The sequence below is a fragment of the Pedobacter cryoconitis genome, from assembly GCF_014207135.1.
GTDB classification, from domain to species: Bacteria; Bacteroidota; Bacteroidia; order Sphingobacteriales; family Sphingobacteriaceae; genus Pedobacter; species Pedobacter cryoconitis_D.
On the sequence record NZ_JACHCC010000001.1, the window covers coordinates 370295 to 393116 of the forward strand.

The window sequence follows — 22822 nt, forward strand, 5'->3', positions numbered from 1 at the left end:
ATAGAGATGAAAAAATATTTAAGCCTGCCTGTCTTCCAATTTACGTTTATAATCTTTTTTTTATTGTTTCTGTTGTTTCCAGGTGCCGGTTATGGCCAATACCTGGAACTTTCAAAACCCACTGTTGGAGAGTATTCGTCAAACAAATCTTTTCAGGTGTCTCTTACCAGAGATTTAAATGAAGAATTAGGTTCTGCACCAACTAAGAGTCAAAACTATGTAATTACAAATATTTTCAGGAAACCAGCTGTCCTGAGTGTTGACAAGGCTAAGGTGAGTGAGGTAAGTCAGGAGATCCAGTATTTTGATGGATTGGGACGGCCAATACAGACTATTCAGACCAAAGCTAGTCCATTTGGAAGAGATATTGTTCAGCCTTTCACTTATGATGCGCTTGGAAGAGAAGCCACTAAATACCTGCCTTATACTGATGGAACAGCTGCAGCTGGTTCTTACCGGAGTAATGCTTTAGCTGATACTGGTGGGGTTTATACTGGTAGTGCGCAGTACTTGTTTTATCATCAAAACTGGGAAACTATCAACTATTCGTCAGTCAGTATTCCTTCAGCTTCAACAGCTTTCGAGCCTTCGCCATTAAACCGGGTGGTAGAACAGGGAGCTCCAGGAAGAGACTGGCAATTAAGATCGTGTAGCAAGCGGTTCGATTATGCAACTAATGATGGGACGAGCTATACAGCAAGACGCTTTGGGGTTAGTATTGATGCCAATGGCCAACGTAGCCCGATAGATCTGGGGAACTATGGAGCTGGTCAGCTTTATGTGACCATTTCTAAAAATGAAAACTGGCTGGTGAGCCAGGGCCAGGATGTCAATCGAAAGCTGAATACCACAGAAGAGTATAAGGATCAGGAAGAACATGTCGTGTTAAAAAGAACTTATAACAATAACAACGGAGTTTTTGAAACCTTGTCTACTTATTATGTGTATGATGACTTTGGTAATTTGTGTTATGTGCTTCCTCCGGGGGCAAATGCCGATAATGCTGTTAGCGGTCAGAATAATCAAGCTATATTAAATAACCTTTGTTATCAGTATGGTTATGACGAAAGAAACCGTCAGGTGAGCAAACAGCTTCCAGGCAAAGGGGTAGAATATCTGGTTTACAATGCTCTGGATCAGGTCGTGGCTACACAGGATGGTAATCAGCGGTCGAATAACCAATGGATGATCACTAAATATGATGCTTTAGGCAGAGTGATAATGACGGGCAGCTGGAGCAATGGCAATACGGCGATTAGTCCTCAAAGTTTAAAAGCCCTGGTTTATGCTCAAAGTATCAACTGGGAAAATAAAGATAATACACAAGGTTATGGTTATACCATGACCAATACTTATCCTCATACTCTGGATAATGTACTGACGGTAAATTATTACGATAATTATAGTACTCCTTATACCAGCCCTTATAACTATGCGGTAAACAGTCAGATCATTCCGGCCATGCCAGCAGCAGCAAGTACCATGACACAGGGACTGTTAACGATGAGTTTGACTGCGGTATTGAACGGGATAAATAACAACATAAGCCCAGGGAATATGCTGGGTACGGTTTATTATTATGATGATCAGGGAAGGGCTATCCAAAGCTATGAAATGCATTACCTGGGGGGCAAGTCTATTAATGCAGGGAACTATGATCAGATCAGTCATAGCTATGATTTTACCAATGCGATCACCCAGACTGTACGGGTTCATCATAACGCGACCAATTCATCTTCTCCTGCGGTGATTACCATAGCGAATAGTTATGTCTATGACCATATGGGCAGGAAACGCCAGACTTTTGAGCAGATCAATGAGGGAACTAATGTTTTGCTGAGTCAGAATGATTATAATGAGGTAGGCCAGGAATTGAATAAACACCTACATTCTGTAGATAATGGGGCTAGTTTTTTGCAGAATATTAGTTATACTTATAATGAAAGGGGTTGGTTGAGTACTTTAGGCACAGATGGGTTTCTGCTTAATCTCAGTTTGAATTATAACGCCCCGGCCCCTGGTACGGGGCGTACACCGCAGTGGAACGGGAATATCAGCCAGATGGGGTATGGTGTAAATAAAGGGATAGATAAGGGGACTCATGAGTTCATTTATAATTATGATGGTTTAAATCGCTTAACGAAGGCACAATCTACTGATAGCCTATTGGATGAAAGCCTAAACTATGATCAGATGGGGAATATTACCTCTTTAATCAGGGGAGGGACAAGTGCGGCCAACTTAGCTTATACGTATACTGACGTGAATGGTAACTACAGTAACCAGTTACAAAAGGTCACGAATAATAATGCAGTCTTTAGAAGTTATGGATATGATTCCAATGGGAATGCAACTTCGGATGGAGGTACTCAAACGATTAACTATAACCTGTTGAACCTGCCACAAAGTATAGTACAGGGTGGAATTACCAAAGCTTCTTATATCTATAGTGCAGCAGGAAACAAGTTAAGGAACACTGGAAGTGATGGCAGCTGGGACTATGTGAATGGTATTGTTTATCAGAATGGAGTGATCTCCTTTATCCAGACCGAAGAAGGCAGGGCGAGTTACAATGTGCAGAATGGGACTTACAATTATGAGTATAACCTGAAGGATCATTTAGGGAATACCAGGGTCTCATTTGATAAAGACCCAACAACAGGAAAAGCAAGGGTCATTCAGGAAGATGAGTACTATTCTTTTGGATTAAGAAAAATTGGGGGCTATGATTTCGCGAGCAATAATCGTTATCTTTATAATGGAAAGGAGATACAGACTGATTTAGCTAACCAATATGATTATGGGGCAAGGTTTTATGACCCGGTTATCGGAAGGTGGAATGTTCCAGATATGATTGCTGAGTTGACACCAAACTTGACACCATTCCGTTATTGTTTCAATAATCCAGTTAACTTTACCGATCCTTTTGGATTGTGGGAAAGAACTGACAATGGTTACAGTACAGATAGGAAAGAAGATATAGAGCGATTTTTTGATATGATGCAAATAGAAAAACATTCTCTAAAAAATAACCCCAGTATGTCTCAAATGTCAAGTTTTATTGATGGGGAGATGAAGACTGGTGGCTTGGGTAGTTTAAGCGATGGTAGTAAATTAGCTAAAGGATTCAGTATAAGTAGTCAAAAAGATTTCTTTGGGGCGAATCATTATGTGACCGATAAAAAATCATATAGTAATTTCTGGCATAGCGTTCAGGGAGATTTAACACCCGAAGCATTAGATTTAAGAACGTTAAATAAGCAATGGGGAGGCTATCTTGGTAAATTAAGCTATCCTGGGGCTGATAACCCTAAGAAATATAATGGTCAGGATGATTATTCTTATAATCCTTCTAATCCAATTGAGCAAGGAGGAAGAAATCATGATTTAGAATATAAGGCTTTAGGTATTAATGGACTTGATGGACTCTTCAATGATAAAAGAGCAATTCCAGCAGACTGGAGATTCGTTCGCCACAATATAGGGATTGCAATTAATCCCGCGATGAGTCCTCTTCAAAGAATTCAGGGTGTTATATTAGGTTATGGATTAGGTGGTCTTGCCTTACCTAAAACGATAGGGTATTATACGTCGAAAATGGTAGATTCTCTCTAAATAATTTAATATGAAATTTAAGAAACTAATATTAATCTTAAGCTTATTTTCCATTTCTTGCGGAAATATCGGCGCTGGAAGCTTAGGTGCCTGGAAAATAAAGGTATTTCCAGTGTCAAATAAGCAACTGGCCTTATCAATAAACTCTATATATAAGGAATATCCTAAATATAAAGTCCCAGAGAAATGGAAATACGAGTCTGAATATTGGATACGTGATGGCTTTGAAGTTTCAAAAATAATGTTCTTTTACTTTGATAGTAATCCAGAGGAAATGTATTTTGTCTCTTTCTTAGAACCAGGACTAGTGAAAAATCCTGAATATGCAAGATTAGCAATAAGATCTATTTTTACTGAAAAAACTGGATGGAAAGAAATAAAAAAGTATAGTGATAGCGAAAAGTTGAGAATTGAGGGACGATTTGAGCAGGAGATTATTCCAAAGCTGGAACGATTAACGGGCACAAAATCATATTTTGAAAAGACTTACCCCTAAAACTCAAACGATCTATAAAAAGGAATCCTAGTTATTATACTAATAATCCTATCCCTTAAGAGTAATATTTAGGTACTTAATACAGATACTGAAATACCAAGATTTGAAGTAAAAGCAATTGTAAAGACCGCCTTATATTTATTTATAAGGCGGTCTTTTGTTTAAAATTCTAAAAGTTTCAGCTGAATTTATTTCACTGCTTTTAGTACATCAATAGGTCCATAACCCAGTTTAGCATCCTTATTAGGATAAAACCTGGCTGACTGCTGCATTCTTTGTAAAACCTGATCTCTTGTCCATGAAGGATGGGCTCCCCAGACCAAGGCTGCAATTCCTGCATTGATCGCTGTTGAAGCCGAAGAAGAAGAAGTGTTCTGATAGATCGCCGATTTGTTTCCTACAACCAGTAAAACATTGTTTACTGAAGGAGCAGAAGCAGTGGTCGTAGTAAATGATATTTCCGGACCTTCATGACACTCTGCGCATTTCACCAGCGTGCTATTTGTACTGTAATTTGTTCCGGTTGCAGCTACAGCTTCTTTCATATTACCTGGAAATGGTACACCTATGATGTCCGGAATATTAATAGTCAGCAAAACATTGAAAGCAGCGATAGATGTCCCGCCTGCGGCGATAATCATTTTTCCTTTGCCATGTGCATATTTGACAGCGTCTGCAATCATAGATACATCCCAGATCCAGCCATTAGACATCGAGATAATTTTAACGTCGCTGTTGTCAGCAAGATCCATTAAGGCCTTAGCTACGCCTTCCTGCTGTTTAGAACCATAGAGCAGAAAGAAATCCGTTCCTCTGTAAGTCAGTAAATTACAGTTATAGGCTATTCCTACAGGAATTCCGGAGGCTCTTGGTGCTGCAATCAGGGCAGCCATACTGTTCCCGTGTCCTTTGGCCAGGTCGTCGTCTTTAATGAAGACCCCATCAGTAGTAGAAGTGCTTCCTTTGAAAGTCCCGTATTTTGCAATTTTTCTTCCTGTAGAGACACCCGAATTAAATTGAGTATCAAATACAGGCTGTGTGCTGTAAACACCATTGTCAATTACACCAATGGTAATACCCTTACCGGTACTGTATTGCCAGGCATCAGGAATATGCTGGGCTTCATAGACTTTTGGGATAATTGATCCGTCAGAAGCGGTACTGAACCAATTTGGGTCTACAGCAACAGAGCCAGGGTCTGGACCTGATGAACTACTGTTTGTCACTATACCTGAATTGTTAATTGCGCCCAGTTTGATCAGGTTCTTATTGTAATTGCTTGGATCCAGGTACCTGATCTGTTTAGATTGTCTGAGTTTCTGCAATGTACTCAGATTGCCTATTTTGACTATCATAGAAGTCAGTTTCGGACTCTCATATTGCAGTACATCATCTTTACCATTAACCTCAGTCGAACCTGCTGATTTTTTCTGATGTTCGTTTTCCCGGATCTGTTGAAGAATATTGTCCCGTATCCCTTCGATATTAATTCCCGCACTTTTTGCATCTGCTTTACTGATACGGCTTAACTGTTGCTGAGGGCTGATACTTTCTACCCGGATAGCATTGTTTTCTTCGCTGCTGTAACCGATAGTCAGCAGGCTGTCTCCGAGTATAACAGCGCTGTAGAGTAATTCGTCATTGGTGTTCTGCCAGCTGAACGTACCGTTCTTATTTAGCTGGGACTGGATTTCGGCATTGATCTGTGCAACAGTGTAAGGTGTGTTGCCTGGTTGCTGCCCCGGACTGCCGCTTGTCGTCTGATGATCCTTTTTACAGGATACGAGTGCCGTGGAGGTTAACACAGCGAAAAAGATGATTTTTTTTAGTTTCATGATAGATATGTTTTTATAAGTAGATTACATGAATATAAAGATTAATCATTAAGAAATAATGGTATTTTACACGAACGCCTTTTTCTTTTAGGTATGGCACGTGGTTTACCATGGTTAAAAGAGAAAGGCGAGGTGATGAAAACAGGAAAAATTGAAACTAAAGGTTATCCACTTTTTGTTTCAATGCAGTCTGTACTGCGGTTGGTAAACTGCTCAGGAAATTATAGCCTGTTGCAGTCTCTATATTTTTTACAGATGTTCTGTAAGTTTTCCAGTCGGTATTGATGCTGTTGATATTTGGGGTATTCACTGCAATGACTCTGGTCGAAGCTGTAATGCGGCTTAAGTCATTACTCCCGTCGGCAAGTACAACGATGATTTTCCATATATTGGAAGGAACGGTAACTTTCCCATTATCAATGGTTTTGGTCGTTCCGCCAAGAGAACCCGTACCTCCTTGACCATAAGATCCGCAGATCACATAAACTTCGCTTCCGGCTTTGACTAACGAACGGGTATAGTTCTCAAGGTTGGCCCAGGTCTGCTGATTATTGTTAGGCGCCTGAGGCATCATATTGGTCATCAGGAATGTCGCCGCGTTGCTATCTGTAGAAGCTGTGCGGTCACCTGAAGGACAGTTATGGCCACGATCGAAGCCTGAACCGGAGTAACTGCTGTTTTGTACCTGGTACCATCCCGATGGGAGAGAAGTATCAGCCTTGAATCCGTCAGTGCGTGAAGTAGTGCCCAGATCGGATGCCTGAATATGCCAGCTTACCCAGTTTGGAGTTCCTCTGTCACGGCTGTAAGAAAGGGTGTAATAAGTTTTAGTCATCAGGTAATTGTTTGGTAAACTGACGCCACCTGCACCACTAGGGTTACCCAGTAACAGGTTGCCATCATCGCCTGTGGCATTTACTGCATTTAAACTTTTGCTGCTGAGGGTTGAATTGTCTGCTGGCTGAAGCTGGTTTTCTTTTTTACAAGAGGCAATGACAAGGCATAGCATGGCCATTACGTAGAATTGCTTAATTGTACGGTTCATTGGAAAATGGAATTAGGAAGATTGATCTAGGTTTCTATAGAATAGGTTGAAATGGCTATAACTTCTCCGTCCGGGAAAAGGGATGTGATAATAATTGGAATATTGCTTTCCCCTTCGAGACGGAATACATTGATGTCTGTACTGTTGTTCTTTAAGTAAGCATATAATTCAGTAAACTTTGCTGCATTTTGCACGATAATCTGGTCGGCAGGATCGGCTGCGGCAACGATATCATTAAAAAATATAGCCGGATCAAGTTTGTTCAGGGTCAGACTGGATGATTCAGGCGTAAAAAGACCGGTGATTTTTTCGTCAAGCTGGTCTTTTGGCAGATTTCCAAGGGATTGTGGAGTCAGCGGTGCTTCTGATTCGCTCATGTACCACAAACCCTGTAAGCGGGCAGATAGTTCGGTTAAGATTTGATTTTCCATTATTTGGCAGAATAATTTACGGATTAAAATTAGGAGGTTTTCTGGTTAAAAAAGACTGACACACAAAGGGTAATATAAACTTCACATCGTTTTAATATGTCATGTCAATTCTATTTATAGCATAAATCTTGTTAAAATATGTGATATATAGACATAATCCCGATAGATTTTGATATTTAACTATGTCTTATTCGAGAAAATTAATACTTTTGGCACCTCTAAAGAGGCGGCGGTACTGAAGATCTCCTAAGAAAGACATTTTAACACATTGATTTAGAAAGATGAATATTACACAGGAAAAGATTGACAACTTAAATGCAGTTGTAAAGGTTAAAATTTCGCCTGAAGATTATACTGAAAAGGTCGATAAAACTATTAAAGAACAAGCGAAAAAATCTACGCTTCCAGGTTTCCGTAAAGGAATGGTTCCTGCTGCACATATCAAAAAGATGTACGGCAGAAGTATCCTTGTAGAAACTATAAATACTTTATTAAGCGAGAACCTGAATAAATTTTTAACAGAAAATAAAGTTGAGATCCTGGGTCAGCCAGTTCCGGTTTTAGATAATGGTAAAGATTTTAAATGGGATGGTACTGACGCTTTTGAATTTGACTACGAAATTGGTCTGGCTCCGGCTGTAGAAGTTAACATTACTGCTAAAGATAAATTCACTCAGTACAATGTAAAAGCTGACGAAGAAACTTTGGCTTCCCGTATCAAAAACATCCGTCGCAGCTATGGCAAAATGACAAACCCGGAAGTTTCGGCAGATGATGATGTACTTTATGCCGAATTAGCACAACTTTCTCCGGATGGTTCAGTTTTTGAAGGTGGCATTACCAATACTGGTTCTATCCGTTTGGATCAGGTTAAAGATAAAGCGATTTTAAAATCTTTAATCGGTTTGAAAAAGGATGCTGTAGTTGAACTGGATCTTCAGAAAGCTTTGGGCAACAATGAAGCGGTTATCGCTAAATTGCTGAATATCGGCGAACCTGAAGCTAAAGAATTACAGTCTAAATTCAGAGTAACGGTTAAGAATATCAACCGTTTAGAGGAATCTGATCTGAACCAGGAGTTCTTTGATAAAATATTTGGTGAAGGTGTCGTTACTGACGAAGCTGGTTTCACCGCGAAAATCACAGAAGAAATTGAAGGTATGTTCAAACAGGATGCCGACCGCAAACTGCAGAACGATATGTACACTCAGTTAACTGAAAACGTGAAAATGGATTTGCCTGATGAATTTTTACGTAAGTGGTTAAAAGCTACTAACGAAAAATTATCTGATGCAGAACTTGCTGAAGGTTACAATGATTTCGCGAAAAACCTGAAATGGACTTTAATTGAGAATAAAATCATTAAAGACAACAGTATCGAGATTAAATATGAAGATGTATTCCAAACTGCTAAACAACGTTTAGATGCACAGTTCAGAATGTACAGTCCGGCTCCAATGCCAGAAGATCAGTTGTCACAATACACAGCGACCTTCCTGCAGGAAAAAGACAATGCTAACCGTATATTCGAAGAGGTAAAAGCAATTAAAGTTTTTGAATATATCCAATCGGTTGCAACATTAGACCAAAAAGATATAGCTTATAATAAATTTCAAGAGTTAGTTGAATCTGTATAGCAGATTTTTCAAATTTCTTTAATCTTATCATAAGGCGGCTTTATTAAAGCCGCCTTATTTATATATCGGCTATTTAATTTTACAATAACCAAATAATTTGCCAACTTAGTTTAAGTACTTTGGCTCTGATTAATGGGGATTCACGTTAAAATGTGAACCTGATCTTATAATTAAAACAACGATAAAATATATACAGACATGAATATAGATAAAGACGAATTTAGAAAATATGCAGTTAAACACCACCGTATAAACGGTTTAAACGTTGATCGTTATATTGGCCGTACTAACAGTTCGCCAAAAGCAATGACACCATATATCATCGAAGAGCGCCAGTTAAATGTAGCTCAGATGGATGTGTTTTCGCGTTTAATGATGGACAGAATTATATTTTTGGGTGATGCTATCCATGATGGCAATGCTAATATTATCCAGGCGCAGTTATTGTTCTTACAGTCGACTGATACAAACAGGGATATTCAGATTTATATCAATTCACCTGGAGGTTCTGTTTACGCAGGATTAGGTATCTATGATACGATGCAATATATTACTCCTGATGTAGCTACGATCTGTACAGGTATGGCAGCATCAATGGGTGCAGTTTTACTGGTAGCAGGTGCTAAAGGTAAACGTGCAGCTTTAAAACACTCACGTGTGATGATTCACCAGCCTTCAGGTGGTTCGCAGGGTGTAGCTTCTGATATGGAGATCAACTTAAGAGAGATGCTTAAATTGAAAAAAGAATTATATGATATCATTTCAACGCACTCAGGTCAGACTTATGAATGGGTGGAGAAAGCTTCAGACCGTGATTACTGGATGAAAGCTGATGAAGCTCAGGGCTTCGGAATGATTGATGAGATTTTAGGTTCGGATAAAAAATAGATAATGGCTAAACAAAATAAAGAATCCCGTTGTTCTTTTTGCGGTTCAAGTAAGCAGGATACTTTAATGCTTATTGAAGGGCTGGATGCATACATTTGCGACAAATGCGTGACACAGGCTCACCAGCTGGTACTACAGGAATTTGGCAGTAAACAAGCCAAATCTCTGGATGCTGCCGGTCCCCTCTTAAAGCCAGCGGAGATTAAAGCACATATTGACCAATATGTAATTGGACAGGATGATGCTAAGAAAGTACTTTCGGTAGCTGTATATAACCACTATAAAAGGTTAGGACAGAAGGTTGATCAGGCAGATGAAGTGGAGATTGAAAAATCGAACATTATGCTGGTTGGTGAAACCGGTACCGGAAAAACGTTACTGGCGAAAACAATCGCTAAGATTCTCCATGTACCTTTCTGTATCTGTGATGCTACTGTATTAACAGAAGCAGGTTATGTAGGAGAGGATGTAGAGAGTATCCTTACCCGTTTGCTTCAGGCTGCGGATTATGATGTGGCTTCTGCAGAACGTGGAATTGTTTATATCGATGAGGTGGATAAGGTTGCACGTAAAAGTGATAACCCCTCTATTACCAGAGATGTATCGGGAGAAGGTGTACAACAGGCGCTGTTAAAGATCCTGGAAGGTACTGTAGTGAATGTTCCGCCTCAGGGAGGACGTAAACATCCTGATCAGAAAATGATTCCTGTAAATACAAACAACATCCTGTTTATCTGTGGTGGTGCATTTGATGGTATCGAACGCAAAATTGCCAACAGATTACGTACACAGGTGGTGGGTTACAAGGTGAAGAAAGATGAGACAGAACTGGATCTGGAAAATCTGTACAAGTATATCACTCCGGCTGATTTAAAATCATTTGGTCTGATTCCTGAACTGATTGGCCGTGTACCGGTATTGACTCACCTGAATCCGCTGGATAAACAGGCATTGCGTAATATATTAACGGAACCTAAGAATTCTTTGTTCCGTCAGTATGTGAAATTGTTTGAATTTGAAGGTGTAAACCTGGTCTTTGATGACGCAGTTTTAGATTTTATTGTAGACAAGGCAATGGAATATAAACTGGGTGCAAGGGGATTAAGATCTATTTGTGAAGCAATCATGCTGGACGCGATGTTTGACATCCCGTCCGATCCGAGTATAAAGGAGCTTGTGATTACGCTCGACTACGCGGTGGAGAAATTTGAAAAGGCAGACTTTAAGAAGTTAAAAGCTGCATAAGAATTTAAAATCCCCGTTTTTAACGGGGATTTTTTTTAACTTGTTATTTTACACAAATTATTAACCAGCAATCAGGAGGTTTGTCCTGAATATGATCCGCTCTGGCTGAAGACAGCCAATAATTAATACAAGAAGATATGAACGAAGAAAAAGAAGTAAACAAAGACGCAACGAATGTAGAAAAGTCCAAAAAGAATAAAGAAGTCAACTCTCCGTTAAAACCGGGATTGAAATCTAAAGCTGATATTGTGAAGAACTGGTTACCCAGATATACTGGTCGCCCGCTCGAAGAATTTGGTGAATATATCTTACTGACCAATTTCAGTAAATACCTGACCATGTTCTCGGAATGGAATGACAATGCACCGATTATGGGATTGGATAAACCTATGCAAAGTGTAACAGCTAACGGAATTACGATTATCAATTTTGGTATGGGTAGCCCGATGGCAGCAACAATGATGGATCTGCTGACAGCAATTATGCCTAAAGCAGTTTTGTTCCTGGGTAAATGTGGTGGATTGAAAAAGAAAAACCAATTGGGTGATCTGATCCTTCCGATTGCTGCAATCAGGGGAGAAGGTACATCGAATGATTATCTGCCGGCTGAAGTGCCTGCACTGCCTTCATTTGCACTGCAAAAAGCGATTTCTACAACGATACGTGACCATTCACGTGATTACTGGACTGGAACCTGTTATACCACTAACCGCAGGGTTTGGGAACATGATAAATATTTTAAGAAATATCTTAAAACGCTGAGAGCAATGGCAGTGGATATGGAAACAGCTACGATCTTCACCACTGGTTTTGCGAATAAGATCCCAACTGGAGCTTTATTACTGGTTTCTGATCAGCCTATGATTCCTGAAGGTGTAAAAACTACGGAAAGCGACAGTTCGGTAACTACTAACTATGTAGATACGCATCTGAGAATTGGTATTGATTCACTGAAACAACTGATCAATAACGGATTAACTGTTAAACACCTTAAGTTTTAAATTAAAGCGGTGTTTTTAGGATAATCAAATAATAATAGACTTCCTGTGTGATGACTTACCATTGACCAGTCATCAAATGGGAAATCTATATACACAACGCCTGCTGTAGGAATGGTATAGATATGGGCATCGGCAAGAAAATTAACGAAATCTGTTAATCCGGGGTTATGACCGAAAAGGGCTATCCGGTTATGCTGATTGTCAAATCTGTTTACCACCTGCAATAAGGCTGTGGTATTGGCCTCATAAATCGCAGGCTCTTTCTGAATCTTATCTTTTGGCATATCCCAGGTATCTGAAAAATGTTTTGCAGTTGTCAAGGCTCTCTTTGCCGGACTGCTGACCAATAATTCTGGAATGAGATTCCTTTTGCTTATCCGCTCTGCCATTTCCGGAGCATTTTTATTTCCCCGGTGATTTAAAGGCCTTTCGAAATCAGTCATCCCGTTTGTCGACCAGTCTGACTTACCGTGTCTTACCAATACCAGTTGTTTAGCCATTGTTTAGTTTTTTGGTTACAGTATGGATAACAATCTTTTCAGACAAATTGTTCATACAGGCAAAATCTCCTCTGTAACAAGGGATATTTCCGTACACAGAACAAGGTCTGCAATATAAATCCAGTTGTACAGTGTCTTCTTCTGACTGGCCGTATCCCAGAAATCCTGCATAGGGATGAGTGGCACCCCAGACAGAGACTACGGGAATACCTTTTAGTGAAGCCAGGTGCATACCGGATGAATCCATGCTGAGCATGAGATCGAGATTGGAGATCAGCTGTAATTCCTGTTCGAGATTTACTTTTCCGATCAGGGAGGTGATATTAGGGTGTCTGGCAGCCCAGAGTGCTGCGATATCTGCCTCTTCCTTTCCTCCTCCAAAAATAAATAACTGATAGTCAGATTCTGCCAGTTCAAGCAGCACGATTTCCATTTTTGACAGAGGATATACCTTTTGCTGATGTTGCGCGAAAGGACTTACACCAACCCATTTCTTGTTTTTAGGCATACCGGTTAGCTGAATCAGTTCTGGACTGAGCTTTTCGGGCGAAAAGGGGGCGAGCTGATGACTAAGCTGAAATGGATAGCCCAAATTACGGAATACAGCAGCATAACGTTCAGTCATAGGTAACAGCGGTTTCATGACTTTATGTTCGCGTCTGGTAAGCTGCTTTTTCTCTGCTCTCGCTTTATCTACCCGAACGGTTCTGATCCCAAAACAGTAGAAAAGAAGACCCAGGATACGGCTCCTCAAATTGTTATGTAAATCTGCTACTGCTGTAATTTGTAGCGATTTTAGTTCAAAAAAAAGCTTTACCAGACCGAAAAATCCCTTGTGTTTCCCTTTAGGGTCAAAAGAATGAAAGTGGAGGTCCGGAATCCCTTTATAAAAAGGGGCGAATAGTTTACGGCTGACCACTGTCAATTTTACCCCGGGGTAATGCTGTCTGAATTCTTTGAGTATGGGAGCTGTCATCGCTACATCTCCCATAGCCGAAAAGCGGATAACCAGTATTCCGGGGTTTTTGGGCATTGCCTTATTTGTTTTGGTAAAGTACCGGGTTTAAAGCAGGATCGTTATACATCTTCATCTGCTTATAAACTTTCATGTATTTCTGTCCGGATTCAATATCTGCAATCAGCTCATCCAGACTACTGGATAAATCAGTTCTCTGGTTTAGCAGGATATTTAATTTAGTTGTACAGGCTTCTATATGTGCAGCATCAGCATTAGGACGGATAGTTTCTTCGTGCATATGGTAAACTTTCAACGCAAGAATAGATAATCTGTCAATTACCCATGCCGGGCTTTCAGAATTGATTTTTGCATTTTCAACAGGTTGAACGGCTGCAAATTTTTCAAGGAAGTAACTGTCGATATATTCTACTACATCTGTTCTTTCCTGGTTAGACTGGTCAATGCGTCTTTTCCATTGCAATCCTTCTACGGGATTGATCTGCGGGTTTCGTACGACATCTTCCATATGCCATTGCACGGTGTCAATCCAGCATTTAAGATAGAGCAGATGCTCAATAGTATTCCCGCTATAGGGGTTTTCAATAGGTTGGTCAATGTTATTGTGAACGTGATAATCATTAATCACATCCTGGAATATTTTATTGCAGAGGGTGCTCATCATGGCTTCAAAGGTAGTTATAATATTATTTTCGGCTATTGAAATAATCGGTGATCTGGGCCAGGCTAAAGGCATTCAGACATTGTTTAGCCTGCAAACCACCTTTTCGGCCGATGTAAACACCGTAATGCATATCGCGGAAACCTTCCATACGGTGGGCATCGGGATTAACGGATAACAACACGCCTTTTTCCAAAGCATAGCGGTGCCATCTCCAGTCGAGGTCTAAACGGAGTGGGTTAGCATTAATTTCAATGACTACATGATTGGCTGCACAGGCATCGATCACTTTAGCATAATCTATCGGATAACCTTTACGGCTTAAGAGCAGGCGTCCTGTAGGATGTCCCAGAATGGTTGTATAAGGGTTCTCTACGGCTTTGATTAACCTGGCAGTAGCTTTCTCTTCATCCATCCTTAAATTACTGTGCACAGAGGCTACAACAAAGTCGAATGTTTTTAGGATGTCGTCACTGTAATCCAGGGAGCCGTCATTGAGGATGTCACTTTCAATCCCTTTGAATATTTTAAATGGGGCCAGTTTCTGGTTCAGGGCATCAATTTCCTGATGTTGTGCGAAAATACGTTGTTCATTCAGTCCGTTGGCATAAAATGCTGATTTGGAGTGATCACACATGCCCAGGTATTCGAGATGGAGGGTATCTTTACAGTAGACGGCCATCTGTTCTAAAGTATGTACACCGTCACTCCAGGTAGAGTGGTTATGCAGACTTCCTTTAAGGTCGTCGTAGGTAATCAGCTGAGGTAACTGATTGGTTTTTGCAAGTTCTATTTCGTTTAATCCTTCTCTGAGTTCTGGTTCTACATAACTCAGTCCAGCCTGCTGATAGATAGTCTGTTCATCGGTGAAAGGCCCGTTTCCAGTTAGTTTTAATACTTCCTGTACATGTGCTTCATTACCGGTCAGTTTAAATAGGTTAAGGTAAAAGTCTTCTTTCGGACAGATATGTAATTGTACCCTTAAACCGAAAGCGCTCATGGCAGCAAATGTATTTTCAGCCTGCTTTTCAAATGGAAGCTCTTTGAGTAAAGGAAGTTTTGCAATTGTAGCAGCAGGATCACTGACACCGATCACAAAATCCAGTTCTTCAATAATTTCCAGGTATCTCCGGTAATCTCCGGCTACCTGCAGCAATGGTTCAGGATCAGAGGTCTTTAACCAGGTTGTCAGCTCTTCGGACAGGGTATTAACCAGAGTCTCGGCCTGGGCATAAAGAAATTTACCCTGGGCAGCCATTTTAAATTCTATGACTTTTTTGATCTCTTCCTGGGTTTTTAAGCCGAAACCTTTGGCTTCAATCAGACGGTTTTCGTTACAGGCGTAATAAAGTTCACCAATATTTTCTATACCCAGGTCTTTCCAGATGATGACAATCTTCTTTGGACCTATCCCTTTAATTCCCAGCATCTCGACGATCCCCTCAGGGGTGTCTGCAAGGATATCCTGTAATTCCTGCATGGTACCGGTTTGCAGTAATTCCCATACTTTAGCAGAAATACTTTTACCGAGTCCGTCGATCTTTTCGATTTCCTCAAGACTTTTACTGCTGATCGCATAGGGTAACTTATCTACTTTAAAAGCAGCATTGGCTACGGATTTTATTTTAAAAGGATTGTCATTATGAAGCTCCATCAATTGTGACAGGAGTCTTAGACTACGGGCTATGGTTTTGTTTTCCATCGGGTGCTAAAATAAATAAAAAGAAGCATTTTTCCCTGATCAATGTATTTATCGCCTGTTGGTAATTCCGGAGTCTGGTCAGGCGTAAAAGAAGATGAGCTGATGCTCTTATCAGAACATCAGCTCATGTATTTTTATTGTACGTTAATCTGATAAGGCATCCTGGCCTGAACACCGGCCTGGACCACTACTTTTTTCAATTGCTGGTACAGGAAGAAGTTTTCACCAAATTCTTTCTGGGCATAATAGGTTTTTACATTATCACCTGCATCTGACAGGAAGGATTTTAAAGGATCAGTTTTTTGTGGGTACTCTACAATTTTATAATCTTTCAACTGCGCTTTTTTGCCTGCTGCTACGATTGCATCATTGAAACTGCCAATTCTGTCTGCCAGTCCGATTTTAACGGCATCAGTACCAACCCATACGTGTCCGCCACCGATTGAATCGATATACGCTTTGGATTTCTTACGTCCGTCTGCTACGCGGGTAATAAAGCTGTCATAGACATGGTTCACATCTGTCTGAATAATTAGTCTTTCTCCTGGTGTTAAAGGACGGGTCACACTCATAATATCTGCATACTGACCAGTTTTGACACCGTCAAAAGTAATCCCCAGTTTATTGGTCAACAGGTTCTGGAAATTAGGAATAATGCCAAATACACCTATCGATCCGGTAATAGTATTAGGCTGTACAAAAATAGAATCCGCTGCACAGGCAATGTAATATCCGCCGGAAGCAGCCACATCGCCGAAAGAGGCAATCACTGGTTTCACTTTTTTACTCAGGATAATTTCTCTCCAGATGACATCTGAAGCCAATGCGCTACCACCACCTGAATTTACGCGAAGGACAATTGCTTTGATTTTATCATCCAGTCTTGCTTTTCTGATCGCACGGGAAATGCGCTCAGAGCCTATGGACTCATCACTTCCTTCACCACCAGTGATATCACCGTTTGCATAAATTACAGCAATTTTATTACTGCTCTCGCTGTTGTCATCTTTCTGATTATTTGCATAATCATTGATAGTTATTGTACTCAGGCTTTCTTTTTTACCGGTTCCGGATAGTGTCTTCAATTCATCAAGTACTTCATCTTTATACTTCAGACCATCTATCATTTTATATTTCAATGCATCCTGAGGAAGCTGGATCTTATAGGTATTGGCCATCATATACAGGCTGTCTTTCGGGATATTTCTGGATTTGGAAATACCTTCCAGAAAAGTATTGTAAAGACCACCCAGATAAGCGGTAACCTGCTGACGGTTATAATCACTCATTTTATCATTGGTGAAAGGCTCTACAGCACTTTTAAAGTTTCCGACACGGATGATCTGAGCTTCAACACCCAGTTTTTCCATAGCACCTTTGAAGAAGGTCAGCTGAGAGCTGTAACCTTTAAATTCTAATGCACCCTGTGGGTTCAGGTAGACTTTATCGGCAACTGAGGCCAGGTAATAGGCATCCTGTGTATAAACTTCACTATAGGCAATGATCTTCTTCTTACTGGTTTTGAAATCGATCAGGGCATCCCTGACTTCTTTTAAAGTTGCTTTTCCCGCAGCAGGAGAACTCACATTCAGGTAAACGCATTTGATATTGTCGTCAGTTTTTGCTCTTTTCAGGGCTCTGATCAGGTCATTAAAACCGATGCTCTTTCCTGCTCTTGAACCAATAACGGGAAGATTATCGAATGTTTTGTTCGGGGTGCGTTCTTTAATGCTCTGATCGAGGTTCAGATAAAGTACGCTGTTGCTTGCAACATCCACAGTTTTATCACTGTCAACCGCAGAGACCATAGCAACTACTAAAACGACGAAAAATATAGCGATAAGCAGTGTGGAAATAATAATTCCTACGACAGTCGCAAAAACATATTTGAAAAATTCTCTCATGTGGATGTTTAATATTTAATTTGTAAATATATTAAATGAATTAGCTTTTATATGGGTTTGGAGTACAATATAGTTTATTTGTTACTGGGAAGTAATCTGGGAGAAAGAGAAAAATTAATTCAGGAAGCAATTTTACGGATCGGTAACCAGATTGGTACAATCGTTTCAAGATCAGGAGTATATGAAACTGCTGCCTGGGGAAAGGAAGATCAGCCTTCGTTTCTGAATGTAGCGGTTGGTGTAGAAACCAAAATGACCGCTGATGAGGTGCTGGACAATGTATTGAAAATAGAAGAGGAACTGGGTAGGGTAAGACTGGAGAAATGGGGAGCCAGGCTGATTGATATTGATGTAATTTTATACGGACAGGAGGTCATTAATGATGGGGAAAGGCTACAGGTACCACACCCCAGGATGCAGGAGAGAAGGTTTGTACTGGAGCCACTTGCTGAGATTGCCGGCGATGTCGAGCATCCTTTGCTGAAGCAGAGCATTTCTGCATTATTGTCTTTATTGAAGGATGATTTAACTGTGTTAAAAATATTATAATTTTATTAGTTTTGTTTCAAATGATTGACGAAGAAAAAAATAACAGCCCCCTTGATCTGTCGTATCTGAGTGATATGTCTGGTGACAGCGCCGAGTTCATGATTGAAATGATCGATATGTTTAAGTTGCAGACACCTTTGTATATAGCGGATCTGGAACAATCATTTGAAGCTCAGGACTGGGAAAAAGTGGCAGGTTATGCCCATAAAATAAAACCTACACTTTCTTATGTTGGCAGAGAGGATGCCCGCGGTCACCTGCAACAAATAGAAAACAATGCCCGGGAGCAGAAGGACCTTTCTGATATGCCAAATGCATTAAAGGAACTCAATGATTTTGTGCAGATTTTGTACAGACAACTGGATGAAGCTAAAGCTGAGCTGGAAAAGAGGCTCTGATATTTTATGTTTTTAGAATTTATAGCCTCCCATCCTGTGGAAGGCTATTTTTTTGTCCCTGAAAATGGGTTATAATTTAGGCAGACGTCTGAAATGCAGTACAGACAAACTGATGTAAAGAACGAGCACAAATGGTATTGCTGCAAACTTAAGGAAAGCGATCAGTACTGCTGATAACATCAGGAAAATGAACTTTACTTTATTGTGTTTCCATTCCAGCGAGCCGAACTTCAACGAGAAAATTCTGATTTCGCTGGTCAGTAAAAAACTCATAATTACTGTGACAGCCACGAGTAATATGGTGGAATTAATCAATCCCGGATAATCCTGCTGAATAAAAGGGAGTGAGACAATAAAAAGGGTGTTCATTGGGGTATTTAAACCGATGAAATCTTCTGTCTGCCGGGTATCAATATTGAATTTAGCCAGTCTTAAAGCTGAAAAGATAGTGATCAGGAAACCGAGATAAGGCAGGTAGGGAGACGAATAATCGCTTTGTGTAAGCAACTGAAACATCACCACACCTGGTAAAAAACCAAAACTCACCATATCTGCCAAAGAATCAAGTTCTTTACCAATAGGGGATTTGACGTTCAGTAATCTGGCTACAAAACCGTCAAAAAAATCGCATATGCCGGAGATTAACACGGCATATGCGGCAATATTTAGTTCACCTTTAAATGCAAAAACCACACCTATACATCCTGAAAAGAGGTTGGCACAGGTTAATGCATTGGGAATGTGTCTCTTCATATCTGACTAGCTGTTCATTGAAATTAAGAACTCTTCATTGGTTTTTGTGTTCTTTATTTGCGCCTGAACAAACTCCATAGCCTCCTGAGCATTCATGTCAGCCAGGTGGTTACGTAAGATCCATACTCTTTGTAAAGTATCTCTGTCATGTAATAAGTCATCTCTACGGGTACTTGATGCTGTAATATCAATTGCAGGGAAAATACGTTTGTTAGATAATTTACGATCTAACTGTAATTCCATGTTACCTGTTCCTTTGAATTCTTCAAAGATTACCTCATCCATTTTCGATCCTGTGTCTGTTAAAGCAGTCGCCAGAATAGTTAACGAGCCTCCTCTTTCAATATTACGTGCAGCTCCAAAGAAACGTTTTGGTTTGTGTAATGCATTTGCATCCACACCACCAGATAAGATTTTACCGGATGCCGGAGCAGTTGTATTATAAGCACGGGCAAGACGTGTAATTGAATCCAGCAGAATAACAACATCATGTCCGCATTCTACCAGGCGTTTTGCTTTTTCCAATACGATATTGGCAATTTTAACGTGACGTTCAGCCGGCTCATCAAAAGTAGATGCGATAACTTCAGCACGTACGCTTCTTGCCATATCGGTAACCTCTTCAGGACGTTCATCGATCAGTAGAATGATCAGGTAAACTTCCGGGTGGTTTTTAGCAATGGCATTCGCTACTTCTTTCAACAGGTTTGTTTTACCTGTTTTAGGCTGTGCAACGATCAAACCACGCTGACCTTTACCTATCGGGGTAAATAAGTCAATAATACGGGTAGAGTAATTGTTGGTTTCTGTGAAAAGATTTAATCTTTCTGTAGGAAATAACGGAGTCAGATAATCAAAAGGAACCCTGTCTCTTACATCGGCAGGCAAACGGCCATTGATGGTCTCTACTCTTACCAGTGGAAAATATTTTTCACCTTCTTTTGGTGGACGGATACTTCCTTTAACAGTATCTCCGGTTTTTAAACCGAAAAGTTTGATCTGAGACTGGGAAACATAGATATCATCCGGTGAAGAAAGATAGTTGTAATCAGCTGATCTCAGGAAACCGTAACCATCAGGCATAATTTCCAGTACACCTTCATTGGTGATGGTATTATCGAAATCCAGGTTTGAATAGCTGTTTTCGTTTTGTTTCTGGTTACTGTTGTTACCGTTGTTGTTATTGTTTTTTGGCCTGTTGTCTTCTCTGGCAGGTTTTACCTTTTTAATTTCGGTATGCGCCGGAGCCGCTTGCTGGTTATTTTGATTTTCTTCCTTTTTAGCTACCGGGGCAGCATTTTCAACCGGAGCGGTCTCGTTAATTTCAACTGGCTGTGAAGTCTCAGGCTGAGCCTGGTTTTCTACAGGTTGGGCATCGAATAAAGATGCTCTGTTGAAATTGTTGTTATTTGCCGGTGCTGCCTGTTCTGCTTCGTCTTTAGGAATACGTGTTCTTTTTCTAAGCGGTTTTTCGGCAGGGTTGATTTTAGGTGCTTTTTGTTTAGCAGCTTTTGCAGGGCTTTCTTTAGCAGAATCATCGCTGACTTCTGTTGCCGTGACATCAGCTGAGGGGGTAGCTTCTGGTGTTTGCTGTTGTTCACTAATTTGATGAATAACTTCAACCAATTCAGCTTTACGCAAATCATCAGCATTCAAGATCCCCTGAGATTTTGCTAACTCCCGCAATTCTGCAGTGAGTTTTTCATTTAATTCTGTTTTGTTAAACATTATGTGGGTGTAGAGAAATTTTTATAAACGTATTTATCAGCATATCAAAGCAAAAAAAATGCAATTATGAACTTGAAATTAGAACAAAATATTGTGAGATTTTCTGGAATGATCAGATAAACTTTTGAGAATTATGCTGCAATTGTATGTAATTGTATTCTAATCTCCAAGTAAAATATGAAAATGTTATAAATAAATTACTTTACTTGTTTAAAACTCGCGCTTAAATTCCTGTGGAAATTTTGGCATATTTGCACAAAATCTTAGCCCAAATGAATAAAAAGCAACTATTTGAACAGATACAGTCGAAAAAATCATTTTTATGTGTAGGACTTGATCCGGTAATGGAAAATATTCCTGAGCACCTGTTGAGTTTCGAAGACCCGATATTTGAATTCAATAAACAAATTATTGATGCTACTCATGATATCTGTGTTGCTTATAAACCAAATACAGCATTCTATGAATCAAGGGGTTTAAAAGGCTGGGAGAGTTTATTGAAAACCTGGGCACACATTCCTAAGGATATCTTTACCATTGCGGATGCCAAAAGAGGGGATATAGGAAACACTTCTGCGATGTATGCAGATGCCTTCTTTAACCAGGAGAAATCGGGTATGAGTTTCGATTCGATTACTGTTGCTCCTTATATGGGGTATGACTCTGTCGGACCTTTTTTGAAATATGAAGATAAATGGGTGATTTTACTGGCCTTAACTTCTAATCCGAGTCATAGTGATTTTCAGTTGCTGGAGAGTTCGGCAGGTAAACTTTATGAAGAAGTGATACGGGTATCTTCTAAATGGGGGAACAGTGATCAGCTGATGTATGTGGTAGGTGCAACCAGGGGTGATGAGTTTGCAAATATCAGAAGACTGGCACCTGATAATTTCTTACTGGTACCTGGTGTTGGGGCACAGGGGGGAAGTCTGGCTGATGTCTGCGAATTTGGACTGAATGCTACCTGTGGTTTGCTGGTTAATTCTTCCAGAGGTATTATTTATGCCGGTAAAGGCCGTGATTTTGCTGAAAAAGCGAGAGAAGAAGCTTTGAAATTACAGCAAGAGATGCAAATAATTCTGGAAAAAGCAGGATTATTAGGGTAAAAAGAAGCTGTTCTGAAAAAAAATGTGTAAATTGGTATTCGCAATACCTGTGTAGTAATTCCTGTTTGGGGTATGATTATTGCATGTGGTGTTATTAAACAAAGAGCATGTTTCAGAGCATCGTCACTTATTTCGAGAAGCAGAGTTTTGGGGTCTGTACTTATATTGCAGACCGTTTTGACATGTCTATCAGCAAAATCAGATTATTCTTTATCTATTCTTCCTTTCTGGCAGTAGGGTTCCCTATTATTTTTTATGTGATGGCAGTGCTGATACTGGACGTTCGTCATTATATCAAAAGGATCAGACAAAGGATTTGGGATTTATAGTTACAAGGGTTGAATTAACGCTT

General features: G+C 40.0%; 20 protein-coding genes. 10 read left to right on the forward strand and 10 right to left on the reverse strand.

Features of this window, described 5'->3' with window-relative positions; translation table 11 throughout:
- Nucleotides 1–6 precede the first annotated feature (6 nt).
- The gene (locus HDF25_RS01390) at nucleotides 7–3615 is read left to right on the forward strand and encodes a DUF6443 domain-containing protein (RefSeq protein WP_184622015.1); all 3609 of its coding nucleotides are present in this window, start codon (nucleotides 7–9) and stop codon (nucleotides 3613–3615) included.
- Between the two features lie 10 nt (nucleotides 3616–3625).
- Nucleotides 3626–4111, forward strand: a complete 486-nt coding sequence (locus HDF25_RS01395) for a hypothetical protein (protein ID WP_184622017.1) — start codon at nucleotides 3626–3628, stop codon at nucleotides 4109–4111.
- A gap of 188 nt (nucleotides 4112–4299) precedes the next feature.
- Here HDF25_RS01395 and HDF25_RS01400 read toward each other — a convergent pair whose 3' ends face one another.
- The 3 genes from HDF25_RS01400 to HDF25_RS01410 form a co-directional block, all read right to left on the reverse strand.
- Nucleotides 4300–5946 carry a S8 family serine peptidase gene (locus HDF25_RS01400; RefSeq protein ID WP_184622019.1) on the reverse strand — a complete coding sequence of 549 codons (1647 nt, stop codon included), beginning with the start codon at nucleotides 5944–5946 and terminating at the stop codon, nucleotides 4300–4302.
- A 157-nt stretch (nucleotides 5947–6103) separates the two neighbouring features.
- Nucleotides 6104–6991, reverse strand: coding sequence for a DNA/RNA non-specific endonuclease (locus HDF25_RS01405; RefSeq protein WP_184622021.1), 888 nt, complete (start codon nucleotides 6989–6991; stop codon nucleotides 6104–6106).
- A gap of 26 nt (nucleotides 6992–7017) precedes the next feature.
- Nucleotides 7018–7422 (reverse strand): nuclease A inhibitor family protein, encoded by a 405-nt coding sequence (locus HDF25_RS01410; RefSeq protein ID WP_184622023.1) that lies wholly within the window; start codon nucleotides 7420–7422, stop codon nucleotides 7018–7020.
- Between the two features lie 281 nt (nucleotides 7423–7703).
- On the opposite strand from HDF25_RS01410, the gene tig reads away from it, so the two are divergent.
- The 4 genes from tig (at nucleotide 7704) to HDF25_RS01430 (ending at nucleotide 12193) form a co-directional block, all read left to right on the forward strand.
- Nucleotides 7704–9059, forward strand: coding sequence for a trigger factor (gene tig, locus HDF25_RS01415; RefSeq protein ID WP_184622025.1), 1356 nt, complete (start codon nucleotides 7704–7706; stop codon nucleotides 9057–9059).
- A gap of 198 nt (nucleotides 9060–9257) precedes the next feature.
- Nucleotides 9258–9947: an ATP-dependent Clp endopeptidase proteolytic subunit ClpP gene (clpP, locus tag HDF25_RS01420; protein WP_184622027.1), complete on the forward strand. Its 690-nt coding sequence runs from the start codon at nucleotides 9258–9260 to the stop codon at nucleotides 9945–9947.
- Nucleotides 9948–9950: 3 nt separating this feature from the next.
- Complete coding sequence (clpX, locus tag HDF25_RS01425) at nucleotides 9951–11192, forward strand: ATP-dependent Clp protease ATP-binding subunit ClpX (protein ID WP_184622029.1); 1242 nt, start codon at nucleotides 9951–9953, stop codon at nucleotides 11190–11192.
- Nucleotides 11193–11329: 137 nt separating this feature from the next.
- Nucleotides 11330–12193: an AMP nucleosidase gene (locus HDF25_RS01430; RefSeq protein WP_184622031.1), complete on the forward strand. Its 864-nt coding sequence runs from the start codon at nucleotides 11330–11332 to the stop codon at nucleotides 12191–12193.
- Here the strand turns inward: HDF25_RS01430 and HDF25_RS01435 are convergent.
- The 5 genes from HDF25_RS01435 to sppA all read right to left on the reverse strand — a co-directional run bounded on the left by HDF25_RS01435 (nucleotide 12190) and on the right by sppA (nucleotide 17936).
- A complete protein-coding gene (locus tag HDF25_RS01435) occupies nucleotides 12190–12693 on the reverse strand; it encodes a SixA phosphatase family protein (RefSeq protein WP_184622034.1) in 504 nt (167 codons plus the stop codon). The two genes, HDF25_RS01430 and HDF25_RS01435, sit on opposite strands and share 4 nt — an antisense overlap.
- Nucleotides 12686–13726 carry a glycosyltransferase family 9 protein gene (locus HDF25_RS01440; protein WP_184622036.1) on the reverse strand — a complete coding sequence of 347 codons (1041 nt, stop codon included), beginning with the start codon at nucleotides 13724–13726 and terminating at the stop codon, nucleotides 12686–12688. Before HDF25_RS01440 ends, HDF25_RS01435 begins: the two co-directional genes overlap by 8 nt.
- Nucleotides 13727–13730: 4 nt before the next feature.
- On the reverse strand, nucleotides 13731–14333 hold the full coding sequence (locus HDF25_RS01445; RefSeq protein WP_184622601.1) for a DUF4254 domain-containing protein: 603 nt from the start codon (nucleotides 14331–14333) through the stop codon (nucleotides 13731–13733).
- Nucleotides 14334–14355: 22 nt separating this feature from the next.
- Nucleotides 14356–16032 carry a DNA polymerase/3'-5' exonuclease PolX gene (locus tag HDF25_RS01450; protein WP_184622038.1) on the reverse strand — a complete coding sequence of 559 codons (1677 nt, stop codon included), beginning with the start codon at nucleotides 16030–16032 and terminating at the stop codon, nucleotides 14356–14358.
- Between the two features lie 134 nt (nucleotides 16033–16166).
- Complete coding sequence (gene sppA, locus HDF25_RS01455; protein ID WP_184622040.1) at nucleotides 16167–17936, reverse strand: signal peptide peptidase SppA; 1770 nt, start codon at nucleotides 17934–17936, stop codon at nucleotides 16167–16169.
- Nucleotides 17937–17987: 51 nt separating this feature from the next.
- Here sppA and folK point away from each other — a divergent pair, with 51 nt between their 5' ends.
- Together folK and HDF25_RS01465 are read left to right on the forward strand one after the other, a co-directional pair.
- Nucleotides 17988–18485, forward strand: coding sequence for a 2-amino-4-hydroxy-6-hydroxymethyldihydropteridine diphosphokinase (folK, locus tag HDF25_RS01460; protein WP_184622042.1), 498 nt, complete (start codon nucleotides 17988–17990; stop codon nucleotides 18483–18485).
- Nucleotides 18486–18505: 20 nt separating this feature from the next.
- A complete protein-coding gene (locus HDF25_RS01465; RefSeq protein WP_184622044.1) occupies nucleotides 18506–18883 on the forward strand; it encodes an Hpt domain-containing protein in 378 nt (125 codons plus the stop codon).
- A gap of 69 nt (nucleotides 18884–18952) precedes the next feature.
- Here the strand turns inward: HDF25_RS01465 and pssA are convergent, their stop codons facing one another.
- Nucleotides 18953–19636 carry a CDP-diacylglycerol--serine O-phosphatidyltransferase gene (pssA, locus tag HDF25_RS01470; protein WP_184622046.1) on the reverse strand — a complete coding sequence of 228 codons (684 nt, stop codon included), beginning with the start codon at nucleotides 19634–19636 and terminating at the stop codon, nucleotides 18953–18955.
- Between the two features lie 6 nt (nucleotides 19637–19642).
- Nucleotides 19643–21364: a transcription termination factor Rho gene (rho, locus tag HDF25_RS01475; protein WP_184622048.1), complete on the reverse strand. Its 1722-nt coding sequence runs from the start codon at nucleotides 21362–21364 to the stop codon at nucleotides 19643–19645.
- A gap of 272 nt (nucleotides 21365–21636) precedes the next feature.
- Between rho and pyrF the strand changes: the two genes are divergently transcribed.
- Together pyrF and HDF25_RS01485 are read left to right on the forward strand one after the other, a co-directional pair.
- Nucleotides 21637–22470: an orotidine-5'-phosphate decarboxylase gene (pyrF, locus tag HDF25_RS01480; protein WP_184622050.1), complete on the forward strand. Its 834-nt coding sequence runs from the start codon at nucleotides 21637–21639 to the stop codon at nucleotides 22468–22470.
- A gap of 107 nt (nucleotides 22471–22577) precedes the next feature.
- Nucleotides 22578–22799 (forward strand): PspC domain-containing protein, encoded by a 222-nt coding sequence (locus HDF25_RS01485; RefSeq protein WP_184622051.1) that lies wholly within the window; start codon nucleotides 22578–22580, stop codon nucleotides 22797–22799.
- Nucleotides 22800–22822 lie beyond the last annotated feature (23 nt).

Bases quoted from the DNA above. Each gene is read 5' to 3' on its own strand.
- HDF25_RS01390 (WP_184622015.1), top strand. From the start codon at position 7: ATGAAAAAATATTTAAGCCTGCCTGTCTTCCAATTTACGTTTATAATC.
- HDF25_RS01395 (WP_184622017.1), top strand. From the start codon at position 3,626: ATGAAATTTAAGAAACTAATATTAATCTTAAGCTTATTTTCCATTTCT.
- HDF25_RS01400 (WP_184622019.1), bottom strand. From the start codon at position 5,946: ATGAAACTAAAAAAAATCATCTTTTTCGCTGTGTTAACCTCCACGGCA.
- HDF25_RS01405 (WP_184622021.1), bottom strand. From the start codon at position 6,991: ATGAACCGTACAATTAAGCAATTCTACGTAATGGCCATGCTATGCCTT.
- HDF25_RS01410 (WP_184622023.1), bottom strand. From the start codon at position 7,422: ATGGAAAATCAAATCTTAACCGAACTATCTGCCCGCTTACAGGGTTTG.
- tig (WP_184622025.1), top strand. From the start codon at position 7,704: ATGAATATTACACAGGAAAAGATTGACAACTTAAATGCAGTTGTAAAG.
- clpP (WP_184622027.1), top strand. From the start codon at position 9,258: ATGAATATAGATAAAGACGAATTTAGAAAATATGCAGTTAAACACCAC.
- clpX (WP_184622029.1), top strand. From the start codon at position 9,951: ATGGCTAAACAAAATAAAGAATCCCGTTGTTCTTTTTGCGGTTCAAGT.
- HDF25_RS01430 (WP_184622031.1), top strand. From the start codon at position 11,330: ATGAACGAAGAAAAAGAAGTAAACAAAGACGCAACGAATGTAGAAAAG.
- HDF25_RS01435 (WP_184622034.1), bottom strand. From the start codon at position 12,693: ATGGCTAAACAACTGGTATTGGTAAGACACGGTAAGTCAGACTGGTCG.
- HDF25_RS01440 (WP_184622036.1), bottom strand. From the start codon at position 13,726: ATGCCCAAAAACCCCGGAATACTGGTTATCCGCTTTTCGGCTATGGGA.
- HDF25_RS01445 (WP_184622601.1), bottom strand. From the start codon at position 14,333: ATGATGAGCACCCTCTGCAATAAAATATTCCAGGATGTGATTAATGAT.
- HDF25_RS01450 (WP_184622038.1), bottom strand. From the start codon at position 16,032: ATGGAAAACAAAACCATAGCCCGTAGTCTAAGACTCCTGTCACAATTG.
- sppA (WP_184622040.1), bottom strand. From the start codon at position 17,936: ATGAGAGAATTTTTCAAATATGTTTTTGCGACTGTCGTAGGAATTATT.
- folK (WP_184622042.1), top strand. From the start codon at position 17,988: ATGGGTTTGGAGTACAATATAGTTTATTTGTTACTGGGAAGTAATCTG.
- HDF25_RS01465 (WP_184622044.1), top strand. From the start codon at position 18,506: ATGATTGACGAAGAAAAAAATAACAGCCCCCTTGATCTGTCGTATCTG.
- pssA (WP_184622046.1), bottom strand. From the start codon at position 19,636: ATGAAGAGACACATTCCCAATGCATTAACCTGTGCCAACCTCTTTTCA.
- rho (WP_184622048.1), bottom strand. From the start codon at position 21,364: ATGTTTAACAAAACAGAATTAAATGAAAAACTCACTGCAGAATTGCGG.
- pyrF (WP_184622050.1), top strand. From the start codon at position 21,637: ATGAATAAAAAGCAACTATTTGAACAGATACAGTCGAAAAAATCATTT.
- HDF25_RS01485 (WP_184622051.1), top strand. From the start codon at position 22,578: ATGTTTCAGAGCATCGTCACTTATTTCGAGAAGCAGAGTTTTGGGGTC.